At 73.1% G+C, this 18,327-nt stretch carries 15 protein-coding genes; 4 read left to right on the top strand and 11 right to left on the bottom strand.

From position 1 onward, the window contains the following. Positions 1-15 precede the first annotated feature (15 nt). The 7 genes from ACNNMR_RS22215 to ACNNMR_RS22185 form a co-directional block, all read right to left on the bottom strand. Positions 16-558, bottom strand: a complete 543-nt coding sequence (locus tag ACNNMR_RS22215; RefSeq protein WP_419996417.1) for a PaaI family thioesterase — start codon at positions 556-558, stop codon at positions 16-18. Further along, entirely contained in the window at positions 555-1,346 is a 792-nt protein-coding gene (locus tag ACNNMR_RS22210; RefSeq protein WP_419996416.1) for a ferritin-like domain-containing protein, read from the bottom strand. Before ACNNMR_RS22210 ends, ACNNMR_RS22215 begins: the two co-directional genes overlap by 4 nt. Next, positions 1,346-3,040: an AMP-binding protein gene (locus tag ACNNMR_RS22205; RefSeq protein ID WP_419996415.1), complete on the bottom strand. Its 1,695-nt coding sequence runs from the start codon at positions 3,038-3,040 to the stop codon at positions 1,346-1,348. The genes ACNNMR_RS22210 and ACNNMR_RS22205 overlap by 1 nt, the downstream gene beginning before the upstream one ends. Positions 3,041-3,064: 24 nt before the next feature. Next, positions 3,065-3,613: a 4'-phosphopantetheinyl transferase family protein gene (locus ACNNMR_RS22200; protein WP_419996414.1), complete on the bottom strand. Its 549-nt coding sequence runs from the start codon at positions 3,611-3,613 to the stop codon at positions 3,065-3,067. Positions 3,614-3,740: 127 nt separating this feature from the next. After that, positions 3,741-4,979, bottom strand: coding sequence for a cytochrome P450 (locus tag ACNNMR_RS22195; protein WP_419996413.1), 1,239 nt, complete (start codon positions 4,977-4,979; stop codon positions 3,741-3,743). Between the two features lie 3 nt (positions 4,980-4,982). Next, on the bottom strand, positions 4,983-5,375 hold the full coding sequence (locus tag ACNNMR_RS22190; protein WP_419996412.1) for a hypothetical protein: 393 nt from the start codon (positions 5,373-5,375) through the stop codon (positions 4,983-4,985). Positions 5,376-5,379: 4 nt separating this feature from the next. Further along, entirely contained in the window at positions 5,380-5,901 is a 522-nt protein-coding gene (locus ACNNMR_RS22185) for a hypothetical protein (protein WP_419996411.1), read from the bottom strand. Here ACNNMR_RS22185 and ACNNMR_RS22180 point away from each other — a divergent pair. Then, complete coding sequence (locus ACNNMR_RS22180; protein WP_419996410.1) at positions 5,891-7,552, top strand: long-chain fatty acid--CoA ligase; 1,662 nt, start codon at positions 5,891-5,893, stop codon at positions 7,550-7,552. The genes ACNNMR_RS22185 and ACNNMR_RS22180 overlap by 11 nt on opposite strands. Here the strand turns inward: ACNNMR_RS22180 and ACNNMR_RS22175 are convergent. The 3 genes from ACNNMR_RS22175 to ACNNMR_RS22165 all read right to left on the bottom strand — a co-directional run bounded on the left by ACNNMR_RS22175 (position 7,539) and on the right by ACNNMR_RS22165 (position 14,319). Then, entirely contained in the window at positions 7,539-8,162 is a 624-nt protein-coding gene (locus ACNNMR_RS22175; RefSeq protein WP_419996409.1) for a TetR/AcrR family transcriptional regulator C-terminal ligand-binding domain-containing protein, read from the bottom strand. The genes ACNNMR_RS22180 and ACNNMR_RS22175 overlap by 14 nt on opposite strands. A gap of 5 nt (positions 8,163-8,167) precedes the next feature. Continuing rightward, positions 8,168-12,901: a PAS domain-containing protein gene (locus ACNNMR_RS22170; RefSeq protein ID WP_419996408.1), complete on the bottom strand. Its 4,734-nt coding sequence runs from the start codon at positions 12,899-12,901 to the stop codon at positions 8,168-8,170. A 212-nt stretch (positions 12,902-13,113) separates the two neighbouring features. Then, positions 13,114-14,319 carry a YncE family protein gene (locus ACNNMR_RS22165; RefSeq protein WP_419996407.1) on the bottom strand — a complete coding sequence of 402 codons (1,206 nt, stop codon included), beginning with the start codon at positions 14,317-14,319 and terminating at the stop codon, positions 13,114-13,116. A 212-nt stretch (positions 14,320-14,531) separates the two neighbouring features. On the opposite strand from ACNNMR_RS22165, the gene ACNNMR_RS22160 reads away from it, so the two are divergent. Then, on the top strand, positions 14,532-15,236 hold the full coding sequence (locus ACNNMR_RS22160; RefSeq protein WP_419996406.1) for a hypothetical protein: 705 nt from the start codon (positions 14,532-14,534) through the stop codon (positions 15,234-15,236). Between the two features lie 191 nt (positions 15,237-15,427). Here the strand turns inward: ACNNMR_RS22160 and ACNNMR_RS22155 are convergent, their stop codons facing one another. After that, entirely contained in the window at positions 15,428-15,958 is a 531-nt protein-coding gene (locus ACNNMR_RS22155) for a DinB family protein (RefSeq protein ID WP_419996405.1), read from the bottom strand. A gap of 97 nt (positions 15,959-16,055) precedes the next feature. Between ACNNMR_RS22155 and ACNNMR_RS22150 the strand changes: the two genes are divergently transcribed. Next, on the top strand, positions 16,056-16,760 hold the full coding sequence (locus ACNNMR_RS22150) for a response regulator transcription factor (RefSeq protein ID WP_419996404.1): 705 nt from the start codon (positions 16,056-16,058) through the stop codon (positions 16,758-16,760). Continuing rightward, the gene (locus ACNNMR_RS22145) at positions 16,757-18,313 is read left to right on the top strand and encodes a sensor histidine kinase (protein WP_419996403.1); all 1,557 of its coding nucleotides are present in this window, start codon (positions 16,757-16,759) and stop codon (positions 18,311-18,313) included. The genes ACNNMR_RS22150 and ACNNMR_RS22145 overlap by 4 nt, the downstream gene beginning before the upstream one ends. The last annotated feature ends 14 nt before the right edge of the window (positions 18,314-18,327 follow it).

The following is an 18,327-nucleotide window of genomic DNA, read 5'->3' as shown; positions in this document are numbered from 1 at the left end:
GCTCCTCGGTCGTGGTCAGTTGGTACGCAGCTCGGCCAGCGCCTGGTCGACCAGGCGCGCCTCGTGCTCGGACATCGCCATCCGCGTCTTGGCCTGCTCGGGCGTCACCGGCTGGTACGAGCCCGAGACGAAGACGATGGGCTGCCCCTGGGCGTCGAGAATCTGGGCCCGCGCCTGGTACGGGCCGGTGTCGCCCGCCATCGCGCCGGTGCTCGCCAGGCAGCGGTAGGAGGCGCCGATCGCCAGCGGCTCGATGTAGCGGGTGCGCATGCTGGTGGTGAAGACGGAGACGCCCAGGCGCAGCACCAGCAGGTTGCCCATGGCCTCGTCGCAGACGGTGGCGGACATCCCGCCGTGGACCACGCCCGGGTACGACTCGAAGGTGCGCGGCAGCGTGAACTCGCACGCGATGCCGCCGTCGCCGGTGTGCGTGAACCGCAGTTGCAGGCCCTGGTCGTTGGCGGACGAGCAGCCGAAGCACTGGTAGCCGGGCAGCACCCGCCAGGGCAGCCGCACCGGCCCGGAAGCGGGGTCGGCGGTCTCCTCAGGTGCGGTCATGCAGCGATCACCTCGGCGAGCGAGCGGCGCACCTTGCCGTTGCTCGACAGGTCCTTGTCCACGATGCCGCCGATCACCCGGCGGATCTTGTCCTGGAGTTGCTGCAGCTCCTCCGCGTCGGCCACGCTCTCCAGGAAGAGCTCGAAGGCGGTGTCGATGGTCTCGTGGTCCTGGAGTTCGGTGAGGTTGCTCTTGAAGATGGCGACCGGGTGCTTGATCCGCTTGTCGGAGGTGTAGACGTAGAGCGTCTCCAGCACCGACGCCATCTCCTCGGGGTGGTGGGCCAGCCGCTGCCTGCAGTAATGGATGAACTCGCGCGCGTGGCCCGCCTCGTCGCGGCTGGCGTTCCGCAGCAGGGTCGCCAGCACCGGCTCGTCGACGGCTTCCGCCACCCGCCGGTAGATGTGGTTGACGGTCAGCTCGGAGATGATGTTGGTGGCGAGGGTCGCCGAGGGCGTGAGGCCGGGGTCGTACGGCGCCCGCATGGCGGCCACGGCCGCGTCGTCGGTCCGCTCGCCGACGGCCTCCAGCCAGGCCTTGAACATGTAGTGGTGCTGTACCTCCTGATTCCCCCAGATCACCGCGAAGGTCGAGAAGTCGTAGTCGTCGACGAACTCGTTCAGGAAGCCGTGCACCGCGGCGATCACATTCGACTCGCCCATCACGGCGCTCTTGGCGATGGTCACGTACTCCGGCTTGACCAGGTCCTGGCGGACCGCGGAGAAGTCGATGCTGGTCAGCTGCCAGTGATTGCGCTCGAAGTGAGTGAAGACCTCGTAGCTGTGCATTACTTGCAGTCCCCCTTGGTGAGTGAGTCGTGCTCGTGCCGTTGCATGAACTCCTGCTTCACGGCAGGCCGCTGGAGCTTTCCGCTGGTGGTACGGGGCAGGGAGTCCGGGGCCACGAATTCGACGCGCAGGTCGTCCAGGCCCAGCGCCGACCGCACCAGGGCCCGCAGCCGGGTCGCGAGCGCGGCGTGCTCCGCGGCGGGGCTGCCGGTCTCGGCGACCAGCACCATGAACTCCCGGTCGCCCTCCTGGTGGACGAAGGCCACGCAGCGTCGGCGGCGCACGGCCGGGTCGGCCCGTACGGCGCTCTCCACATCGTCCGGGTAGTAGTTGGCGCCGCGCAGGATGAGCATCTCCTTGGCGCGCCCGGTGATGTGCAGCTCGCCGTCCGCCAGATAGCCGAGGTCGCCGGTGCGCAGCCAGCCGTCGGCGGTGAACGGCTGGGCGAGGCCGCCGGAGTCGTCGACATACCCGGCGGTGACGGACGGGCCGCGCAGCTGCACCTCGCCGACCGACCGCTCGCCGGCCGCGGTGCTGCCGCCGGGGCCGCTGCCGTCGGGGGCGGCGATCCGTACCCGCATCCCGCGCACCGGGCCGCCGACGCTGACCACGCCGCGGGCGCCGAGCCCGGTCCTGGCGACCGGCACCGCGGCGCACCGCTCGGCGAGCGCCGCCCGGTCGACCCAGTCGATCCGGGGGCTCCGGCGCACCGGCGGGAAGGTCGCCGCGAGCGTGGCCTCGGCCAGGCCGTAGACCGTCAGCATGGCGCGCGGGTCGAAGCGGGCCGGGGCGAAGTGCCGGAAGAAGGCCACCAGCGAGTCCACCGCGATCGGCTCCGCGCCGTTGACCGCCACCCGCCAGCGGGACAGGTCGTACGAGGCGGCATCGGCGGCGGGGACGGCGGACGCCAGATAGTCGAAGGCGAAGCCCGGCATCGGGGTGACGGTGTAGCCGCCGTCGGCGAACGTCCGCAGCCAGCCCGCCGGGTCCCGTACGAACGCCGAGGGGCGCCAGATCGTGGTGGGCACCCCGGTCAGGAGGGCGGTGAGGGTGCCGAACAGGCCCATGTCGTGGAAGAGCGGCAGCCAGCTGAAATTGCGGTCCGCGGGGGTGAGCCGGATGCCGTCCCGGATCGCCCGCAGACAGGCCAGCACGTTGGCGTGGGTCAGCCGTACGCCCTTCGGGTCCGAGGTGCTGCCCGAGGTGTACTGCAGGACGATCTCCTGCTCCGCGGCCACCTCCGCGCCGGTCACCGCGGCCGTGCGCGCGGCCACGACCAGGGCCTCCGCCGCCGGCAGCACCCGGCGGCCCGGCAGCGCCTCCTCCAGGAAGGGCCGCATCCGTTCCAGCCGGCCGGACACCACCACTTCCTTGATGCCCGCGTCGTCCAGCACGTTCAGCAGCTTGGCGGTGCCGCTCGCGCGCGGAGAGTGCACCGGCAGCGGGCAGACGGACGCGCCGAGCCGGCTGAGCGCGAAGAGCAGCAGCAGAAAGTCGGGCTCGTTGGCGGACAGCGTGCCGACCCGGTCGCCCGGCTGGATGCCCAGCTCGCGCAGCCGCGCCGCGATGCGCCGGGACCGCTTGCGCAGCCGGCCGAGGGTGAGCGAGGCCCCTTCGGCCGGGAAGTCGACTGCTGCCGCCCGGTGTTGTGCAGTCACCTCGTCAAGCGCGAGGTGCAGCGTCGGTGCGTCCATCGCCCGCCTTCTCTCCAGTGGCATTCAGCCGGTGACTGCCCTGCGGATGTGCTGCATGCCGTCTATTCGGAGCGAAGGGGCCGCCGGATTGAGTCCCCATGTGCCGGCGGCGCGGCGTGGTGCCCACCACGTGAGGCGGATGCCGTCCGGTACGGCCCCGGCGGTGACCGCCAGGTGCCGGCTGCCCAGGTCGACCGTGCGGGTGCGCAGCCCGGTCGGCCGCCCGCGCCAGACCGCCCCGGCCCAGTGCCGGCCGGGGTGGCGGGTGAAGTGGATCGAGGAGAGCCCGGCGCGCAGCCCGAGACCGAGCGCTTTGGCCGCGCTCTCCTTGGCCGTCCACAGCTGCCGGGCGCCGCCGGGCCCGTCGAGGACGGCGGCGTCCTCGGCACGGCAGAAGCGGTCCGCGACCTCGCGCAGCCGCTGCTCGGCGATGTCCTCGACATCGATGCCGCACGGGACCGCGGCGGCCACCAGCGCGAGCAGCCCGGTGTCGTGGCTGACGTTGACGCACGGCTGCCCGGTGCCGCGGGCGAGCACGGCCCGTACCAGCAGCCGGGACGCCAGCGCCTGCAAGCGCCGGCGGCCCGGGGCGTACCGGTCCTGCAGCGCCGCGCGCTCTGCCGCGGGCAGGTCGGGCGGCAGGTGGGCGGCCGCAGGAGCGAGGGTGGCCAGGTCGACCAGGTGAAGGTGAAGTTCCCTGTTAATCCGCCCGGGTCCTGCCCGGCAGCGTCGCCAGCCCCCTGAACTGGAGGTTGTCCGCCCGCCAGCGATACGGACGGCTCTCGTCCAGCGCGAGGTCCGGCATCCGGCGGGTCAGCTCGGCGAGGGCGCAGGCGCCTTCCAGCTTGGCCAGCGCGGCGCCGATGCAGTAGTGGACGCCGGTGCCGAGCGCGACGTGCCCGGTCTCGGTGCGGGTGACGTCGACCCGGTCGGGGTCGCTGAAGTGCGCGGGATCGCGGTTCGCCGAGCCCCGTACGAGATAGACGAGCCGGCCCTTCTCGATGGTCGTGCCGTGCAGCGTGACCTCGCGGGTGGTCAGCCGGTGGGTGAGCTGCACCGGGCCGTCCCAGCGCAGGATCTCGTCGACCGCGGCCGGGATGAGCTTCGGCTCCGCCTTGATCCGTTCCCACTGGTCGCGCTCGGTCAGCAGGCCGCGCAGCCCGTTGCCCAGCATGTCGACGCTGGTCTCGTAGGTGGCCACCAGCAGCAGGAGCAGATTCGAGCAGAGCTCCTCGTCGCCCAGCCGCTCGCCGTCCTCCTCCGCCTGGGTCAGCCGGGATATGAGGTCGGTGCCGGGGGCGCGCCGGCGTTCGTCGATCACCGCGCCCAGGTAGTCCATCATCTGCTCCAGCGACCGCGTCGCCGGGTCGTGCGTGCCGAGCAGGTCGGGGGCGCCGCCGACGAAGAGCTTGATGGTGTCGCACCACTCGGTGATCAGCCGCCCGTCCGTCTCCGGGAGGTCGTACAGGGCGAGCAGCACCCCGGCCGGCACCGCATAGCTCAGGTCGGGAATCAGGTCGAAGCGGCCCTTGTCCAGCAGCTTGTCGACGAGCCGGCTGACGATGCCCGCCACCCGCGGCTCCAGGAGGCGTACGTCGCGCGGGCTGAAGCCCTGGTTCATCAGCTTGCGCACCCGGGTGTGCTGCGGCGGGTCGAGCATCCACATCCACTGCGAGGCGAGTTCGATGAACCGCCGCATCGCCGGGGAGGGGTTCGCCCCGCCGCGGGCGGCGAGCAGGCCGATCCGCCGGGACGAGAAGGTGTCGTGGTCGCGCAGCGCCGCGGCCACGTCGTCGTAGCGGGTCAGCAGAAAGCCGTTGAGGTCGTCGTCCCAGTGCACCGGGGCGTGTTCGCGTAACAGCGCATAGGTCGGATACGGGTCGGTGAGGACGTCTTCGGTGAGCAGCTTCAGGCCGCTGACCGCCGAGGTGTCGGGCATGGGTCAGCCCCTCCCGCCCGCGGCGTCGGCCAGGGTGCGGGGCACGTCGGCGACGCCGGTGCCGGCGAGGACCGGGGTGCCGTCCCCGTTGGTCACGCTGATCTCGCAGGCCAGCAGCGCCCGGTCCGCCGCCGGCTCCCCGGTCTCGGTGGCGCGGACCGAAGCGGTGACGGTGTCCCCGGCGTACACCGGGGCGAGAAACGCGAACGACAGCTCCCGCATGTGCACCCCGGGCTCGTCGAGCAGCGGAACCGCGGAGAGCGTCAGGGCGCCCTGGGTCATCCGCCGGCCGCCGTGCCCGGCCATGTGATGCGAGCCCAGGTCGCCGGTGAGGCGGGCGCAGACGTCGATGTCCTCGGAGCTGAAGGTGCGCGTGGTGGTACGGGTGATGGGCACGGGACTACCTCCGGTCGGGTGAGCCGCCGATGACGAAGCCCTTGCTGCGGCCGGTGATCACGAGCTCTTCCCCGACGTGGATGCGGGCCTCAAAGGCGATTTTGGTCATCCCTTCGGCCGGCTCCAGGCGCGTGACCTCGAGCTCGGCTGTAATCACTTCGTTCCGGCCCACCGGGCGGATGGCTTTCCACTCCATCTTTCCGGACAGATAGTTCAGATCGCCGCCCAGTTTGGTCAGGGGAGCGACGGTCAGGAGATACGGCAAGTGCTCCGGCAGCGAGTCGACGGGAGCACCACTCAAGGCGTAGTAGCCGCGCAGTTCCTGGTCCGTGTACTGCTTCGTCCAGACCAGCACGGTGCCCACGGAGATCTCGCCGTGGACGGCATTGGTGAGGCTGGTGGGAGACAACATCTCCTCCAGTTCGTGGGAGGTAGTGACATACCGGGCGGTCGGCAGCAGAATCTGCCAGTAATTACTGGCGCGTATTTGCGGCTTCGACCCTCGGGAGGCCCCGGTGCTGAGCACGATGCAGGACGTACCTCTTACCACGCAGCGCATTCTCGCCCAAGGCATGACTGTCCACGGCGCCGCGCAGGTGATCACCTGGACCGGCGAGGGCGAGCCCGCGCGGCGGACCTTCCGCGAGACCGGGGAGCGCGCCGTGCAGCTGGCTACGGCGCTGCGCGACGAGCTCGGCGTCGGCGATGCCGACCGGGTCGCGACCCTGATGTGGAACAACCAGGAGCACATGGAGACGTATCTCGCCGTCCCCTCCATGGGCGCCGTCCTGCACACCCTCAACCTCCGGCTGCCCGCCGACCAGCTCACCTGGATCGTCAACCACGCGGCTGACCGGGTGGTCGTCGTCTCCGGCTCGCTGATCCCGCTGCTGGCGCCGCTGCTGCCGCAATTCGGGTCGGTGGAGCACGTGGTGGTCGCCGGGCCCGGCGACCGTGCGCCGCTGGAGGGCGGGCGGGCGCGGGTGCACGACTACGAGGAGCTGATCGCGGGGCGGCCGGGCTCCTTCGACGGCTACGACTGGCCGGAGCTGGACGAGCGGGACGCGGCGGCGCTCTGCTACACGTCGGGGACCACCGGCGACCCCAAGGGCGTGCTGTACAGCCACCGCTCGATCTACCTGCACTCGCTGCAGGTCAACTCCGCGGCGTCGTTCGCGCTGACGCCGCAGGACCTGGCGCTGCCGGTGGTGCCGATGTTCCACGTCAACGCCTGGGGGCTGCCGCACGCCGCCTTCATGGCGGGCGCCTCGGTGCTGATGCCGGACCGCTTCCTGCAGCCGGAGCCGATCGCGGAGATGCTTCAGACGCTGCGGCCGACGATCGCCGCCGCGGTGCCGACGATCTGGCAGGGGCTGCTGGCGGAGCTGGACGGGAAGCCGCGCGATGTGTCGTCGCTGCGGTGCGTGATCATCGGCGGGTCGGCGTGTCCGCCCGCGCTGATGACCGCGTTCGAGGAGCGGCACGGGATTCGTGTCGTACACGCGTGGGGCATGACCGAGACGTCGCCGCTGGGGTCGGTGGCGCATCCGCCGGGCGGGCTGCCGGCGGAGGAGGAGTTCGCGTACCGGATCACGCAGGGGCAGTTCCCGGCGTCGGTCGAGGCGCGGCTGGCCGGGCCGGAGGGCGGCTTCCAGCCGTGGGACGGGGAGGCGGCCGGGGAGCTCGAGGTGCGGGGGCCGTGGATCGCGGGGGCGTATTACGGGGGTGCGGGCGGGGATCCGTTCCGGCCGGAGGACAAGTTCAGCGAGGACGGGTGGCTGCGGACGGGCGACGTCGGGACGATCACGCCGGATGGGTATCTGACGCTGACGGACCGGGCGAAGGACGTCATCAAGTCGGGCGGCGAGTGGATCTCGTCGGTCGAGCTGGAGAACCAGCTGATGGCGCATCCGGGCGTCGCGGAGGCCGCGGTCATCGCGGTACCGGACAAGAAGTGGGGCGAGCGGCCGCTCGCCGCGGTGGTGGCGAAGGAGGGCGCGGCCGAGGTGTCGTACGAGGAGCTGCGCGGCTTCCTCGGCGAGCACCTGGCGAAGTGGCAGCTGCCGGAGCGGTGGGCGCGGATTGCGGCGGTGCCGAAGACGAGCGTGGGGAAGTTCGACAAGAAGGTGCTGCGGAAGCAGTACGCGGACGGGGAGCTGGACGTTACGGAGCTGTGAGCGGGTACGCGCCCGCGCGCGCCGCCGCGGCTGCGGCTGCGGCGGCGCGGTCGGCCGCCTGCTCGTCGACGGGGGCGCCGGTGGCGAGCAGGCGGTAGTAGAGGGGGGCGGAGACGGCGCGGATGACCTCGTGCGGGTCGGTGCCGGGAGGCAGTTCGCCGCGGTCGACGGCCTGGGTGACGCAGGGGGCCCACTCGGCGATGCGGGTCGCGTAGAAGCGATGCAGCGCTGTTGCGGCCCCGGTGTCGCAGGTGGCGGCGGAGATGACGGCCTTGAAGAGCGCGCCCTGGCGCGCATCGCGCAGCGTCTTGGCGACCAGGCGGGCGTTGGCGCGGAGGTCGCCGTCGAGGGTGCCCGTTTCCGTACGGGGGAGGGACTGCTCGGCCATGTCGGCGAGGAGGTCGGCGACCAGGCCCGCGGGGGTGGACCAGCGGCGGTAGACCGTGGTCTTGCCGACCTCGGCGCGGCGCGCGATCTCGGCCAGGTCGAGGCCGGCGAAACCGGACTCGGCGAGGGCGTCGCCCGCCGCCTGGAGCACGGCGGCACGCACCCGGGCGGTGCGGCCGCCGGGGCGGAGGGTGCCGGGCTTGGCGTCCTGGTTGGCCGTCATGGCCCCTAGTTTGTACCGATCTTCGACAGCAGGTCGACGATCCGCGACTGGACCTCCGCGCTCGTCGAGCGCTCGGCGAGGAAGAGCACGGTCTCGCCGGAGCGGAGCCGGGGCAGCTCGTTGCCGTCGATGTCGGCGCGGGTGTAGACGACCATCGGCATGCGGGCGAGCAGGCCGTTGGCGCTGAGCCAGTCGATGATGCCGGCGCGGCGGCGGCGTACCTGCATCAGGTCCATCACCACCAGATTCGGCCGCATCTGAGTGGCCAGGGAGATCGCCGTCTGGTCGTCGGCGGCGTGCCCGACCTGCATCCCGCGCCGCTCCAGGGCGGTGGTGAGCGCGGCGGCGATGTCCGGGTCCTCCTCGAAGAGCAGGACGCGGGACGGGTGCATCTCGCTGTCGCGCGGGGCGAGGGCCTTCAGCAGTACGGCCGGGTCGGCGCCGTACGCCGCCTCGCGGGTGGCCTGCCCGAGGCCCGCGGTGACGAGGACGGGGACCTCGGCGGCGACGGCCGCGGTGCGCAGCGCCTGGAGGGCGGTGCGGGTGATGGGGCCGGTGAGCGGGTCGACGAAGAGCGCGGCGGGGTACGCGGCGATCTGCGTGTCGACCTCCTCGCGGGAGCGGACCACGACGGGGCGGTACCCGCGATTGGTGAGCGCCTGCGAGGTGGCGCCGTCCGGCTCGGGCCAGACGAGGAGGCGACGCGGATTGTCGAGCGGCTCGGGCGGGATCTCGTCATCGATCGGCCGGAGGAGCGCCGTATCCGGGTCGTCGTCGACCTCGACGACGCCGTGCTGCCCGTCGAGCGGCTCGGGACGGCCGATGGCGGCGGCGTCGGGGGCGCCGACGGCGTAGGCGCGGCCGGCGGTTTCGGTGAGGCGGGGGTCGGTGGGCGCCTGGGACTGGCGGGAACGGGGGTCGGCCGGGGCGTGGGGGTGGCGCGAGCGGGGGTCGGCCGGTGTGGGCGTGTGGCCGGTGCGGGGGTCGGTGGGCGCTTGTGGCTGGGCGGTGCGCGAGGCTGCCGCCTGGGGCCGGCCGGTGGCGTGGTCCGTGGCCGCGTGGGGGTGGGCCGGGCGCGAGGGCTCCTGAGGAGTGCCTTGCGCGGCCTGCGCGCCTTCGCCGGCTGCGGGGGCGGAGCCCGGGTGCGGGCGGGCGTCGGTCGGGGTGCCGTCCGGCGGGGTGCCGAGGCGACGGCGGCGGCCTGAGCCTTGGTCGGGGGCTTGGGTGGAGGGCTGGCCGGGGGCCTGGCCGGGGGCCTGGTTGGCGGGGTGCCCGGCGGTCTGGCCCGGGGCCTGATTGGCGGGGTGCCCGGCGGTCTGGCCGGTGGTGTGGCTCGTGGCCTGGCCGGCGTTCCGGTTGGCGGCGTGCTGCTCGGCGGCGCGGGGGTCGTCCGCGAAGCCCTCCTGCGCTTCCGCGTCGTGCTCGGCGAGCGGCTGCGTGAACGCCACACCCTGCCCGAGCGTCCGCACACTGATCGCCCCGGGCTGCACATGCCCGGCCGCGGCGGGCGGCGCGGGCGCGGGCCGGGCGCGGGCGAACTTGGTCGTGCCGCTGGGCTCAGGCGTGAGCGGCGCGGGGAACCTGCCGGTGGGGTCGGCGGTGGTGTGGGCCTCGGGGGTGTCGGCGTCGGCGGCCGTGTCCGCGGACATGGCGTCCGCGCGACTGCCGTCTGCGCCCATCGCGTCTGGGGCCACGGCGTCCGCGGACATCGCGTCCGCGCGACCGCCGTCTGCGCGCCTGCCTCCCGCGGCCAGCGCGTCTGCGCGCATCGCGTCCGCGTCCGCGGTGGCCGCCTGCGCCGGTGCGTTGTCGTACGCGGCTGCCGGGGCCGTCGGCCCGGGGGGCTGCGCGCCGCTTGCCGCGGCGTCCCGCTCCGTCCCCTGCGCGGGCGTGCGGTCCGCCTCCGTGGTCAGCGGGCGGCGGGTCCGGCGGCCGCTCTGGGTGGCCTGCGGGGCGCCGGCTTCCGCCGGGGGGACCTGGGCCTGGCGCGGTACGCCGGGCGCGGCCGCATCGCTCGCGACAGCGGTACGGACGACCTCCCCGCTCTCCTGCTCCGCGGGCGCGCGCCGCCGACGCCGTCCGCTCGGCTGCTGCCCGGCCGCGCTCTCACCGCCGCCGGTCTCCTCATCGCCACGCGCCACGGGCCCTTCCCCGACCGGCCGTCGCCGCCGCCCCGCACCGGGAACGGAAACGCCCCCAGGAGGCGTGCCACCGCCGGCCATGCCCGCGTCGCTGTCGTGGGGAGTGCCGGGCGCCGTGGCGTGCTCGGCCGCGATGCCGGGCACCGCGGTGTGGTCACCTTCCGCTGCCCCGGGCTCCGCGGGCTGGCCCTCTGCCGCTGCCCCGGGCACCGGAAGGTAGTTGCCGCCCGTTGTGTCGGGTGCCACCGGCTGGTCACCCGCTGCCGCTCCGGGCACCGGAAGGTAGCTGCCGCCCATTGTCCCGGGCGCCGCCGGCCGGCCACCGGCCGCCGCTCCGGGCGCTCCCGGGAAGCCGGCCCCCGATGCCTCTGGATGCTCACCCGCCGCAGCCGCAGCCGCCGACTGGTCGCCCGTGTCCGGGCCCTGGGCCGCGCGGCGGCGGCGCCCGGCGGGGCGGTCACCGACGGTGCCATCCTGGCCCGGCTGGCCCGGCTGGCCCGGCTGGCCCGGCTGGCCCGGCTGGCCCGGCTGGCCCGGCTGGCCCGGCTGCCCGGGCTGGTTCAGCTGGCCCGGGTGACCCGCCTGGTCGGGGCCCTGCTGCTCCTGCTCGGCGAGCGCGCCCCCCTGCCCGCCATACGAATCGTCGGCAAGGAAGGCATCCGTGCCGGAGGTCCGCCGCCCCCGACGCCCACCGGAGGTGGCCCCGTGCGGCGCGCCTTCGCCGGAATCCGCGCGCCCGCCGCCATACGTACCGCCCTGCTGAGCAGGAACGGCCTGCAGCTCACCGCGCACACCACCGCGCCCGTCAGTCCCGGCGCCCTCGTCCTGCGCCGCCCCCTGCCGCGCCCCACTCTCGGCAGCCAACGCCCGCCGCGCCCGCCGCCCGACAGGCACCCCGCCCGTACCGCCGCCGGGCACCGCACCGGTACCGCCGCCGGGCACCGCACCGGTACCGCCGCCGGCAAAAGCTCCAGCGCCGCCAGGCGCCATCGCGCCCCCACGCGCCACCGCCGCCGACTCCCCCCGAGGCGGCGCCATCCCCCGCCCCGGCTCCGCCGGCTCCGGCATCACCGTCGTCTCGCCCGCACGGTCCCGCGGCGGCCGCGCCGCCGTCGCGGCGCCCGCGCCGGGGCCCGTCACCGGGACCTCCAGCACATACGCGCTGCCGCTGCCCCCCTGACCAGGCACCTCGTGCGTCTGCAGTATCCCGCCGTGCAGCCGCGCCACGCCCCGCGCCAGCGGCTCGTGCACCGGGTCTCCGCCACCGTGCGGCCCGCGCACCTCCACCCGTACGACATCGCCCCGCTGCGCCGCCGCCACCACGATCGTCGAGTCGCCCGAGCCCCCCGACACCACCGGCGCCCGACCCGTCGCGTCCACGCCTGCCACGTCCGCGATCAGGTGCGCCAGCGCCTGCGTCAGTCGCTCGCCGTCCACGACCGCCTCGACGCCCTCCGGCGCGTGGACCACAAACTGCGCCCGCCCGGGGCCGATCAGCTCCGAAGAGCGCTCCACCGCCGCGTGCACCACCGCATCCACGGCGGTCGGCTCGGGCGAAAGCCGCTCGCGGCCCGCGTCCAGGAGTTGGTATGACAGCACGCTGTCGATCAATGCGGTCATCCGGCCGTATCCGGCCGACAGGTGATGCAGGACCTGATTGGCCTCCGGCCACAGCTGCCCCGCCGGGTCCGACGCCAGCGCGCCCAGCTCCGCGCGGAGCTGGTCCAAAGGGCCGCGCAGGCCCGACGTCAGGACCGCCGACAGCTGGTCCTGGCGCGCCGTCAGCGCGTCCACCCGCCGCCGGTCCGTGAACGCCAGCACCGCGCCGACCAGCTGGTCCCCGTCCCGTACCGGAGCCGTCGTCATGTCGACGGGCACCGCGCGCCCGTCCTTCGCCCAGAGCACCTGGCCGCGGACCCGGTGCTTGCGCCCGGAGGAGAGGGTGTCGGCGAGCGGGGTCTCCTCGTACGCGAGGGGTGTGCCGTCGCGGCGGGAGTGGTGCAGCAGCGGGTGCAGCTCCTGGCCGCCGAGGTCGCCTGCGCGGTAGCCGAGTATGTGGGCGGCGGCGGGGTTGACCAGGACGATCCGCCCCTCCGTGTCCGTGCCGACGATGCCTTCCGAAGCGGCCCGCAGAATCATTTCGGTCTGGCGGCGCTGCCGGGCCAGCTCCGCCTCGGTGTCGAGCGTCCCCGTCAGGTCGCGTACGACCAGCATCAGCAGCTCGTCGCCGGTGAAGCGGTGGTCGCCGTTGAAGGCGTCGGGGGCCTCGCCGTCCTCGAGGTTCGCGCTGGTGACCTCTGCGGGAAAGGAGCTGCCGTCCGTCCGGCACGCCGTCATGCGCGTCGGCTTCGTCTGCTTGGCCTCCGCCGACTGCTCCTCGGCGCGCATCGAACCGGGGATCCGGCGCGGGTCGAAGTCCGGCAGCAGGTCGAGCAGCCCGCGCCCGATCAGCGCGGCTCCCGGGCGCTCGAAGGCGGCCAGCGCGACGGGGTTGGCGGCCACGACGGTGCCATTGGTGTTGACCAGGACGAGCGCATCGGGGAGCGCGTCGAGTATTGCCGCGAGGCGAGCAGCGCCTCGGGACGGCCGGCTGCTCACGACGACACTTCCTCCTCGGTTACGCAACTTCTCCCCCGGTCCCCGACGGCCGCCGAATTCGCTTCACCGCCGTGTCCCCCGGCCGGGTACTGGTGAGGATTCTACGACCCATGTGCGCACCTGCGACGGCGGATGAGAATCGTCACGGAAGCGGCACACAAGACGCCCGCACCGGGTAGCTTTCCGCCCGGTGCGGGCGTGTTGTGGGTCGGTTACCGGAAGATTCCCGTGTGTCCGAGTGAGTAGCGCCCCGGCTGCGGGTACACCGCGAGCCCGTGCGGCCCGGCCCCGACCGGGATCCGCGCGAGCTGCTTGCCGCTCCTGGTGTCGATCGCGTAGACCTCGCTGTCGTACCGCCCGGACAGCCACAGCGTCTTGCCGTCCGCCGACACCCCGCCCATGTCAGGGCTGCCGCCGTCGGGCAGCGTCCACTTCTCCACGACCTTCTTCTTCGCGAAGTCGAAGACCGAGACCGTGCCCTCGCCGCGATTCGATACGTACATGGTCTTGGCGTCCCGGCTCGGGTAGAGGCCGTGCGTGCCCTTGCCGGTCGGGAAGAGCTTCGGCTTGCTGAACTTGTCGCCGTCCAGCACCCACATGCCGTGCGCCATCATGTCGGCCACGTACCAGGTCTTGCCGTCCGGCGAGACCTTCACGTCCTGCGGCATGCCGTCCGCCATCGGCAGCTTCTGCTTCTTGACCACCTTCATCTTCTCGGTGTCGACCTTGAGCAGCTCCGCGGAGAACTCGCAGGAGACGATGAAGTACTTCCCGTCCGGCGAGAAGTCCGCGTGGTTGACCCCGTAGCAGTCGACCGGGACGGTCTTCTTCCGCTTCATGGTGTGCGGGTCGCGGAAGACCAGCTCGCGGTCCATGGAGGCCATGACGACGGCGTATTTGCCGTTCGGCGTGAAGTAGAGGTTGTACGGGTCGCTGACCTCGACCGGCTTGCCCTTCTTCTTGCCCGTACGCGGGTCGAGCGGGGTGAGGGTGTCGCCGAGGTCGTCGTTCACCCAGAGCGTCTTCATGTCCCACGACGGCACCACGTGCTGCGGCTGGTCGCCGACCGGGATGGTGCGGATGACCTCGTACGTCTTCGGGTCGATGACGGAGACCGTGTCGGACTCGGTGTTCGGGACGTAGACCAGGTTCTTGAAGGTCTTCATCACCGGCGCCATCTTGTCGGCGGTGGTCTCGCTGTAGATGTTCTTCGCGTCCTTCACCAGCGGCATCCCCGGGAGGGCCGCGGCCTTCTGGGCGGCGATCTTGCGGGCCTTGGTCTGCGCGGCGAGCTTGGCGGCCTTGCGCTTCTTCTCGTGCGCCGCCTCCTGCGGGGACGGGCCGCAGGCGCCCGCCGCGAGGGCGAACACGACGGCCGCGGCGGCGAGCGCGGCCGGGCGCCGGAACAGAGGGGTCATGGGTGCTGGCTTCCTGGCTCGTACGGGATGGGGGGGTGCGGTGGTGCAGTGCTGACAGTCAAGAAGCTTGTATGACCTTCGTCCCGGATTACGCAGAACGAGGGCGTGTGCACGCTATGTCACTCATTTGGCGGAATGGGACTTTGTGCTCTATGGTCGATATTCCGTGCAAAACGGACATCAGCCGTAAAAAGTGAGGGAAAGGGACCCCCTTGAAGCGATCCATACGCTCCGCCATCGTCACGACCGGAGTTCTTGCCGTCGCCGTCGTGCCGACCTCCGCGGCCTTCGCGACCAGCGCCCCCGCGGCCGGGGTGCCCGGTGTGCACGCGGCGCTGCCCGAGCACGGGCAGAAGAAGACGAAGCGGGTCTACGTGAAGACCGTGCAGCTGAAGGGCGGCTTCACGGCCAAGGTCTACAAGGTCGGGCGCCACTACGAGGCCGACCTGCGTGCCAAGGTGCCGGGCACCGGCAAGACCAAGGTGTGGCACACCCTCAAGACCAGCGGCAACAAGCCCGCGTACGGCGAGGCCAACGGCGTGCGCTTCGTCCTCGACCCGAACGGCGGCATCCGCTCCTGGACCGACGGCGCGAAGCCGAAGCCGGTCAAGCGCGTGTACGTGCAGTCGTACCCCCTCGCCGGCGGCTTCAAGGGCAAGGTCTACAAGGTCGGCTCCAACTACGAGGCCGACATCATGCCCCGCGGCACCAGCAGCGCCTGGGACACCCTGAAGACGCGGGGCGGCAAGCCGGCGTACGGCGAGCACAACGGCGCCCACTTCGTCCTGAACCCCAACGGCACGATGAAGTCGTGGGTCGACGAGGACCCGGGCCCGAACCCGCCGGCGCCGAACCCGAACCCGGACGACGGCTCCACCCCGGCGCCGAACCCGGATGACGACTGGGGCACCGAGTAATCCCCTAGAGACGTGACGCGCGGCCAGGACAACGGCGTCCTGGGCAATGGCGCCCAGCGCCGCCCGTCCAGCGGAACCGAGCGCGTGGCATCAGCGGCCCTCCTGCCACCGACCGGCTCCGCACCCTGAAGAAGAACGAGAGCCCCGCTCCACCTCACCTGGAGCGGGGCTCTCGGGCGTCCGTAACCCCGCTATTCGCCGGTCAGCCCGTCCACCGTCTCCCGTACGAGATCGGCGTGCCCGTTGTGCCGCGCGTACTCCTCGATCATGTGGCACACCACCCAGCGCAGCGACACCGCCCGCCCGTCCGGCCACTTGAAGACGGACATCCCGGACAGCCCGCCCTCCGCCAGCGCCCGCTCGGTCAGCTCGCGGGACCGGTCCACCGCCGCCTGCCAGAGCGCGAGCAGCGCCTCCGGATCCTCGTCCAGCTCGGACGGCGCCCACTCGGCGGCCCAGTCGTCCCCGGCCCACCGCGGATCCGGCTTCTCGCCGCGCAGCCGGACCGCGAACCAGATGTCCTCCACCCGGGCCAGATGCCGCAGCATCCCGCCCAGCGTGATCTCCGACACCCCCACCTTCGCGCGCAGCCCCGCCGCGTCCACCCCGCCGCACTTCCACGCCAGCGTCGCCCGCTGGTAGTCCAGGAAGCCGAGCAGGGTGGCGGCCTCGTCCCCGTCGAGGGGCGGCTCGGGGCGCCCTTCCTCGTCAATGTCGACCATGCGCCGCGAGTGTACGGGCGGCCGCCGACACCCGCTCACAGGTTGCACACAGCCTGCGCTCAGGCTGCTCTCAGACAAGGCGCGCACCCTGCCGGGTGTGACCACCGATATCCGCATCCTGGTCGTCGACGACGAGCCGCCGCTCGCCGAGCTGCTCACCATGGCACTGCGGTACGAAGGCTGGGTCGTGCGCAGCAGCGGCACCGGCGCCGAGGCGCTGCGCACCGCCCGCGAGCTCAAGCCGCACGCCGTCGTACTCGACGTGATGCTCCCCGACATGGACGGCCTCACGGTGCTGCGCCGGCTGCGGGCCGAGCAGGCCGAGCTGCCGGTGCTGTTCCTCACCGCGAAGGACGCCGTCGAGGACCGCATCGCCGGTCTTACGGCAGGCGGGGACGACTACGTCACCAAGCCGTTCAGCCTGGAGGAGGTGGTGGCGCGGCTGCGCGGGCTGATCCGGCGGGCGGGCGCCACCACGGCCGCGCGGGGGCGGCAGTCGCTGCTGACCGTCGGCGACCTGGTGCTGGACGAGGAGAGCCGGGAGGTGGCGCGGGGCGGGGAGCCGGTGGAGCTGACGGCGACCGAGTTCGAGCTGCTGCGCTATCTCATGCGCAATCCGCGGCGGGTGCTGTCGAAGGCTCAGATCCTCGACCGGGTGTGGTCGTACGACTTCGGTGGGCAGACCAATGTGGTCGAGCTGTACATCTCGTACCTGCGGAAGAAGATCGACGCGGGGCGGGAGCCGATGATCCACACGCGGCGCGGGGCGGGCTATCAGATCAAGCCGAGCGCGGGCGGGTGAGGCGGCTGCCGGCTCGGCGCCGCCTGTCCCTCCGGGCCCGCCTCGTCCTCTCCGCCGTCGCCCTCATCGCCGTCGTCTGCGCGGTCATCGGCGCGGTCACGACCCTCGCCCTCCGCGCCTATCTCTACGACCAGCTCGATGACCAGGTCGCCGGCATAGCGCACCGCGCCGTACCCCCCATGCCCGCGCCGCCGCTCAAGGGCGAGGAGCGCGACCACGGCCCGCTCGGCTTCCTCCTCGGCCCGGGCCAGCCGCCGCGCACCCTCGGCGCCGAGCTGTCCGGCGGCAAGGTGACCGGGGCCGCCGTCAGCACCGAGGACGGTGACCTCGACCGGCTCGACGGGGAGCAATCCGCCGCCCTCTCCGGCGTACGGACCGGCGCCGACCCCAGCACCGTGAGCGTCGGCGGCCTCGGCCCGTACCGCGTGGTCGCGGTCGCGGGCGAAGAGAAGGGCGAGAGCATCGTCGTCGGCGTCCCCGAGTCCGGGCTCCACGACACCATCGACACCCTCATCGTCGCCGACGCCTCCGTCACCGCCGCCGGGCTCGCCGCCGCCGCGCTCGCCGGGACCGGCATGGTACGGATCGCGCTCCGCCCGCTGCGCCGCGTCGGCGCCACCGCCACCACCGTCGCCCGACTCCCCCTGGACCGCGGCGAGGTGGCGCTCCTCGAACGCGTCCCCGCCGCCGACACCGACCCGCGCACCGAGGTCGGGCAGGTCGGCGCGGCTCTCAACCGGCTGCTCGGGCACGTCTCTTCCGCGCTGGAGGCGCGCCATGAGAGCGAGACGCGGGTACGTCAGTTCGTCGCCGACGCCAGCCACGAGCTGCGTACGCCGCTGGCGTCCATCTGCGGATACGCCGAGCTGACTCGCCGCGGACGGGAGGAGCAGGGGCCCGACACCCGGCATGCGCTCAGCCGCATCGAATCCGAAGCCACGCGGATGACGGGGCTGGTGGAGGACCTGCTGTTGCTGGCCCGGCTGGACGCGGGCCGCCCGCTTGCCCTTGCCGAGGTGGACCTCTCGCCGCTGGTCGTGGACGCGGTCGGCGATGCGCGGGCGGCGGGGCCCGCGCACAGCTGGCGGCTCGAACTGCCCGACGCGCCTGCGGTGGTGCGCGGGGATCCGGGGCGGCTGCAGCAGGTGCTGCTGAATCTGCTGCACAACGCGCGGGTGCATACGCCGGCGGGGACGACGGTGATCGGCCGGGTCGCGAGGGCTGGGGGCGGGGCCGGGGTGCTCCTGGAGGTGGAGGATGACGGGCCCGGGATTCCGGCGGGAGTGCTGCCCCATGTCTTCGAGCGCTTCGCGCGCGGCGACGCCTCGCGACACCGCATGACGGGCACGGGCACGGGTGCCGGCACCGGCGTCGGCGCGCCGCACGGCACCGGGCTCGGCCTCGCCATCGTGCACGCGGTCGTCACCGCCCACGGTGGCTCGGTGACTGTCGAGAGCGCGCCGGGACGGACCGTCTTCCGGGTCGTGCTGCCCGGGGCCACCCCGGCCGCGTACGACTCACAGCTCACGCACAGCGACGCCACAAGGTCATGACAGCCTGACCGCGA

It is taken from the genome of Streptomyces boninensis (assembly GCF_048572725.1).
Lineage (GTDB): Bacteria > Actinomycetota > Actinomycetes > Streptomycetales > Streptomycetaceae > Streptomyces > Streptomyces boninensis.
This window is presented reverse-complemented; position numbering and strand designations above follow the sequence as displayed.

Bases quoted from the DNA above. Each gene is read 5' to 3' on its own strand.
- ACNNMR_RS22215 (WP_419996417.1), bottom strand. From the start codon at position 558: ATGACCGCACCTGAGGAGACCGCCGACCCCGCTTCCGGGCCGGTGCGG.
- ACNNMR_RS22210 (WP_419996416.1), bottom strand. From the start codon at position 1,346: ATGCACAGCTACGAGGTCTTCACTCACTTCGAGCGCAATCACTGGCAG.
- ACNNMR_RS22205 (WP_419996415.1), bottom strand. From the start codon at position 3,040: ATGGACGCACCGACGCTGCACCTCGCGCTTGACGAGGTGACTGCACAA.
- ACNNMR_RS22195 (WP_419996413.1), bottom strand. From the start codon at position 4,979: ATGCCCGACACCTCGGCGGTCAGCGGCCTGAAGCTGCTCACCGAAGAC.
- ACNNMR_RS22175 (WP_419996409.1), bottom strand. From the start codon at position 8,162: ATGACGGCCAACCAGGACGCCAAGCCCGGCACCCTCCGCCCCGGCGGC.
- ACNNMR_RS22165 (WP_419996407.1), bottom strand. From the start codon at position 14,319: ATGACCCCTCTGTTCCGGCGCCCGGCCGCGCTCGCCGCCGCGGCCGTC.
- ACNNMR_RS22155 (WP_419996405.1), bottom strand. From the start codon at position 15,958: ATGGTCGACATTGACGAGGAAGGGCGCCCCGAGCCGCCCCTCGACGGG.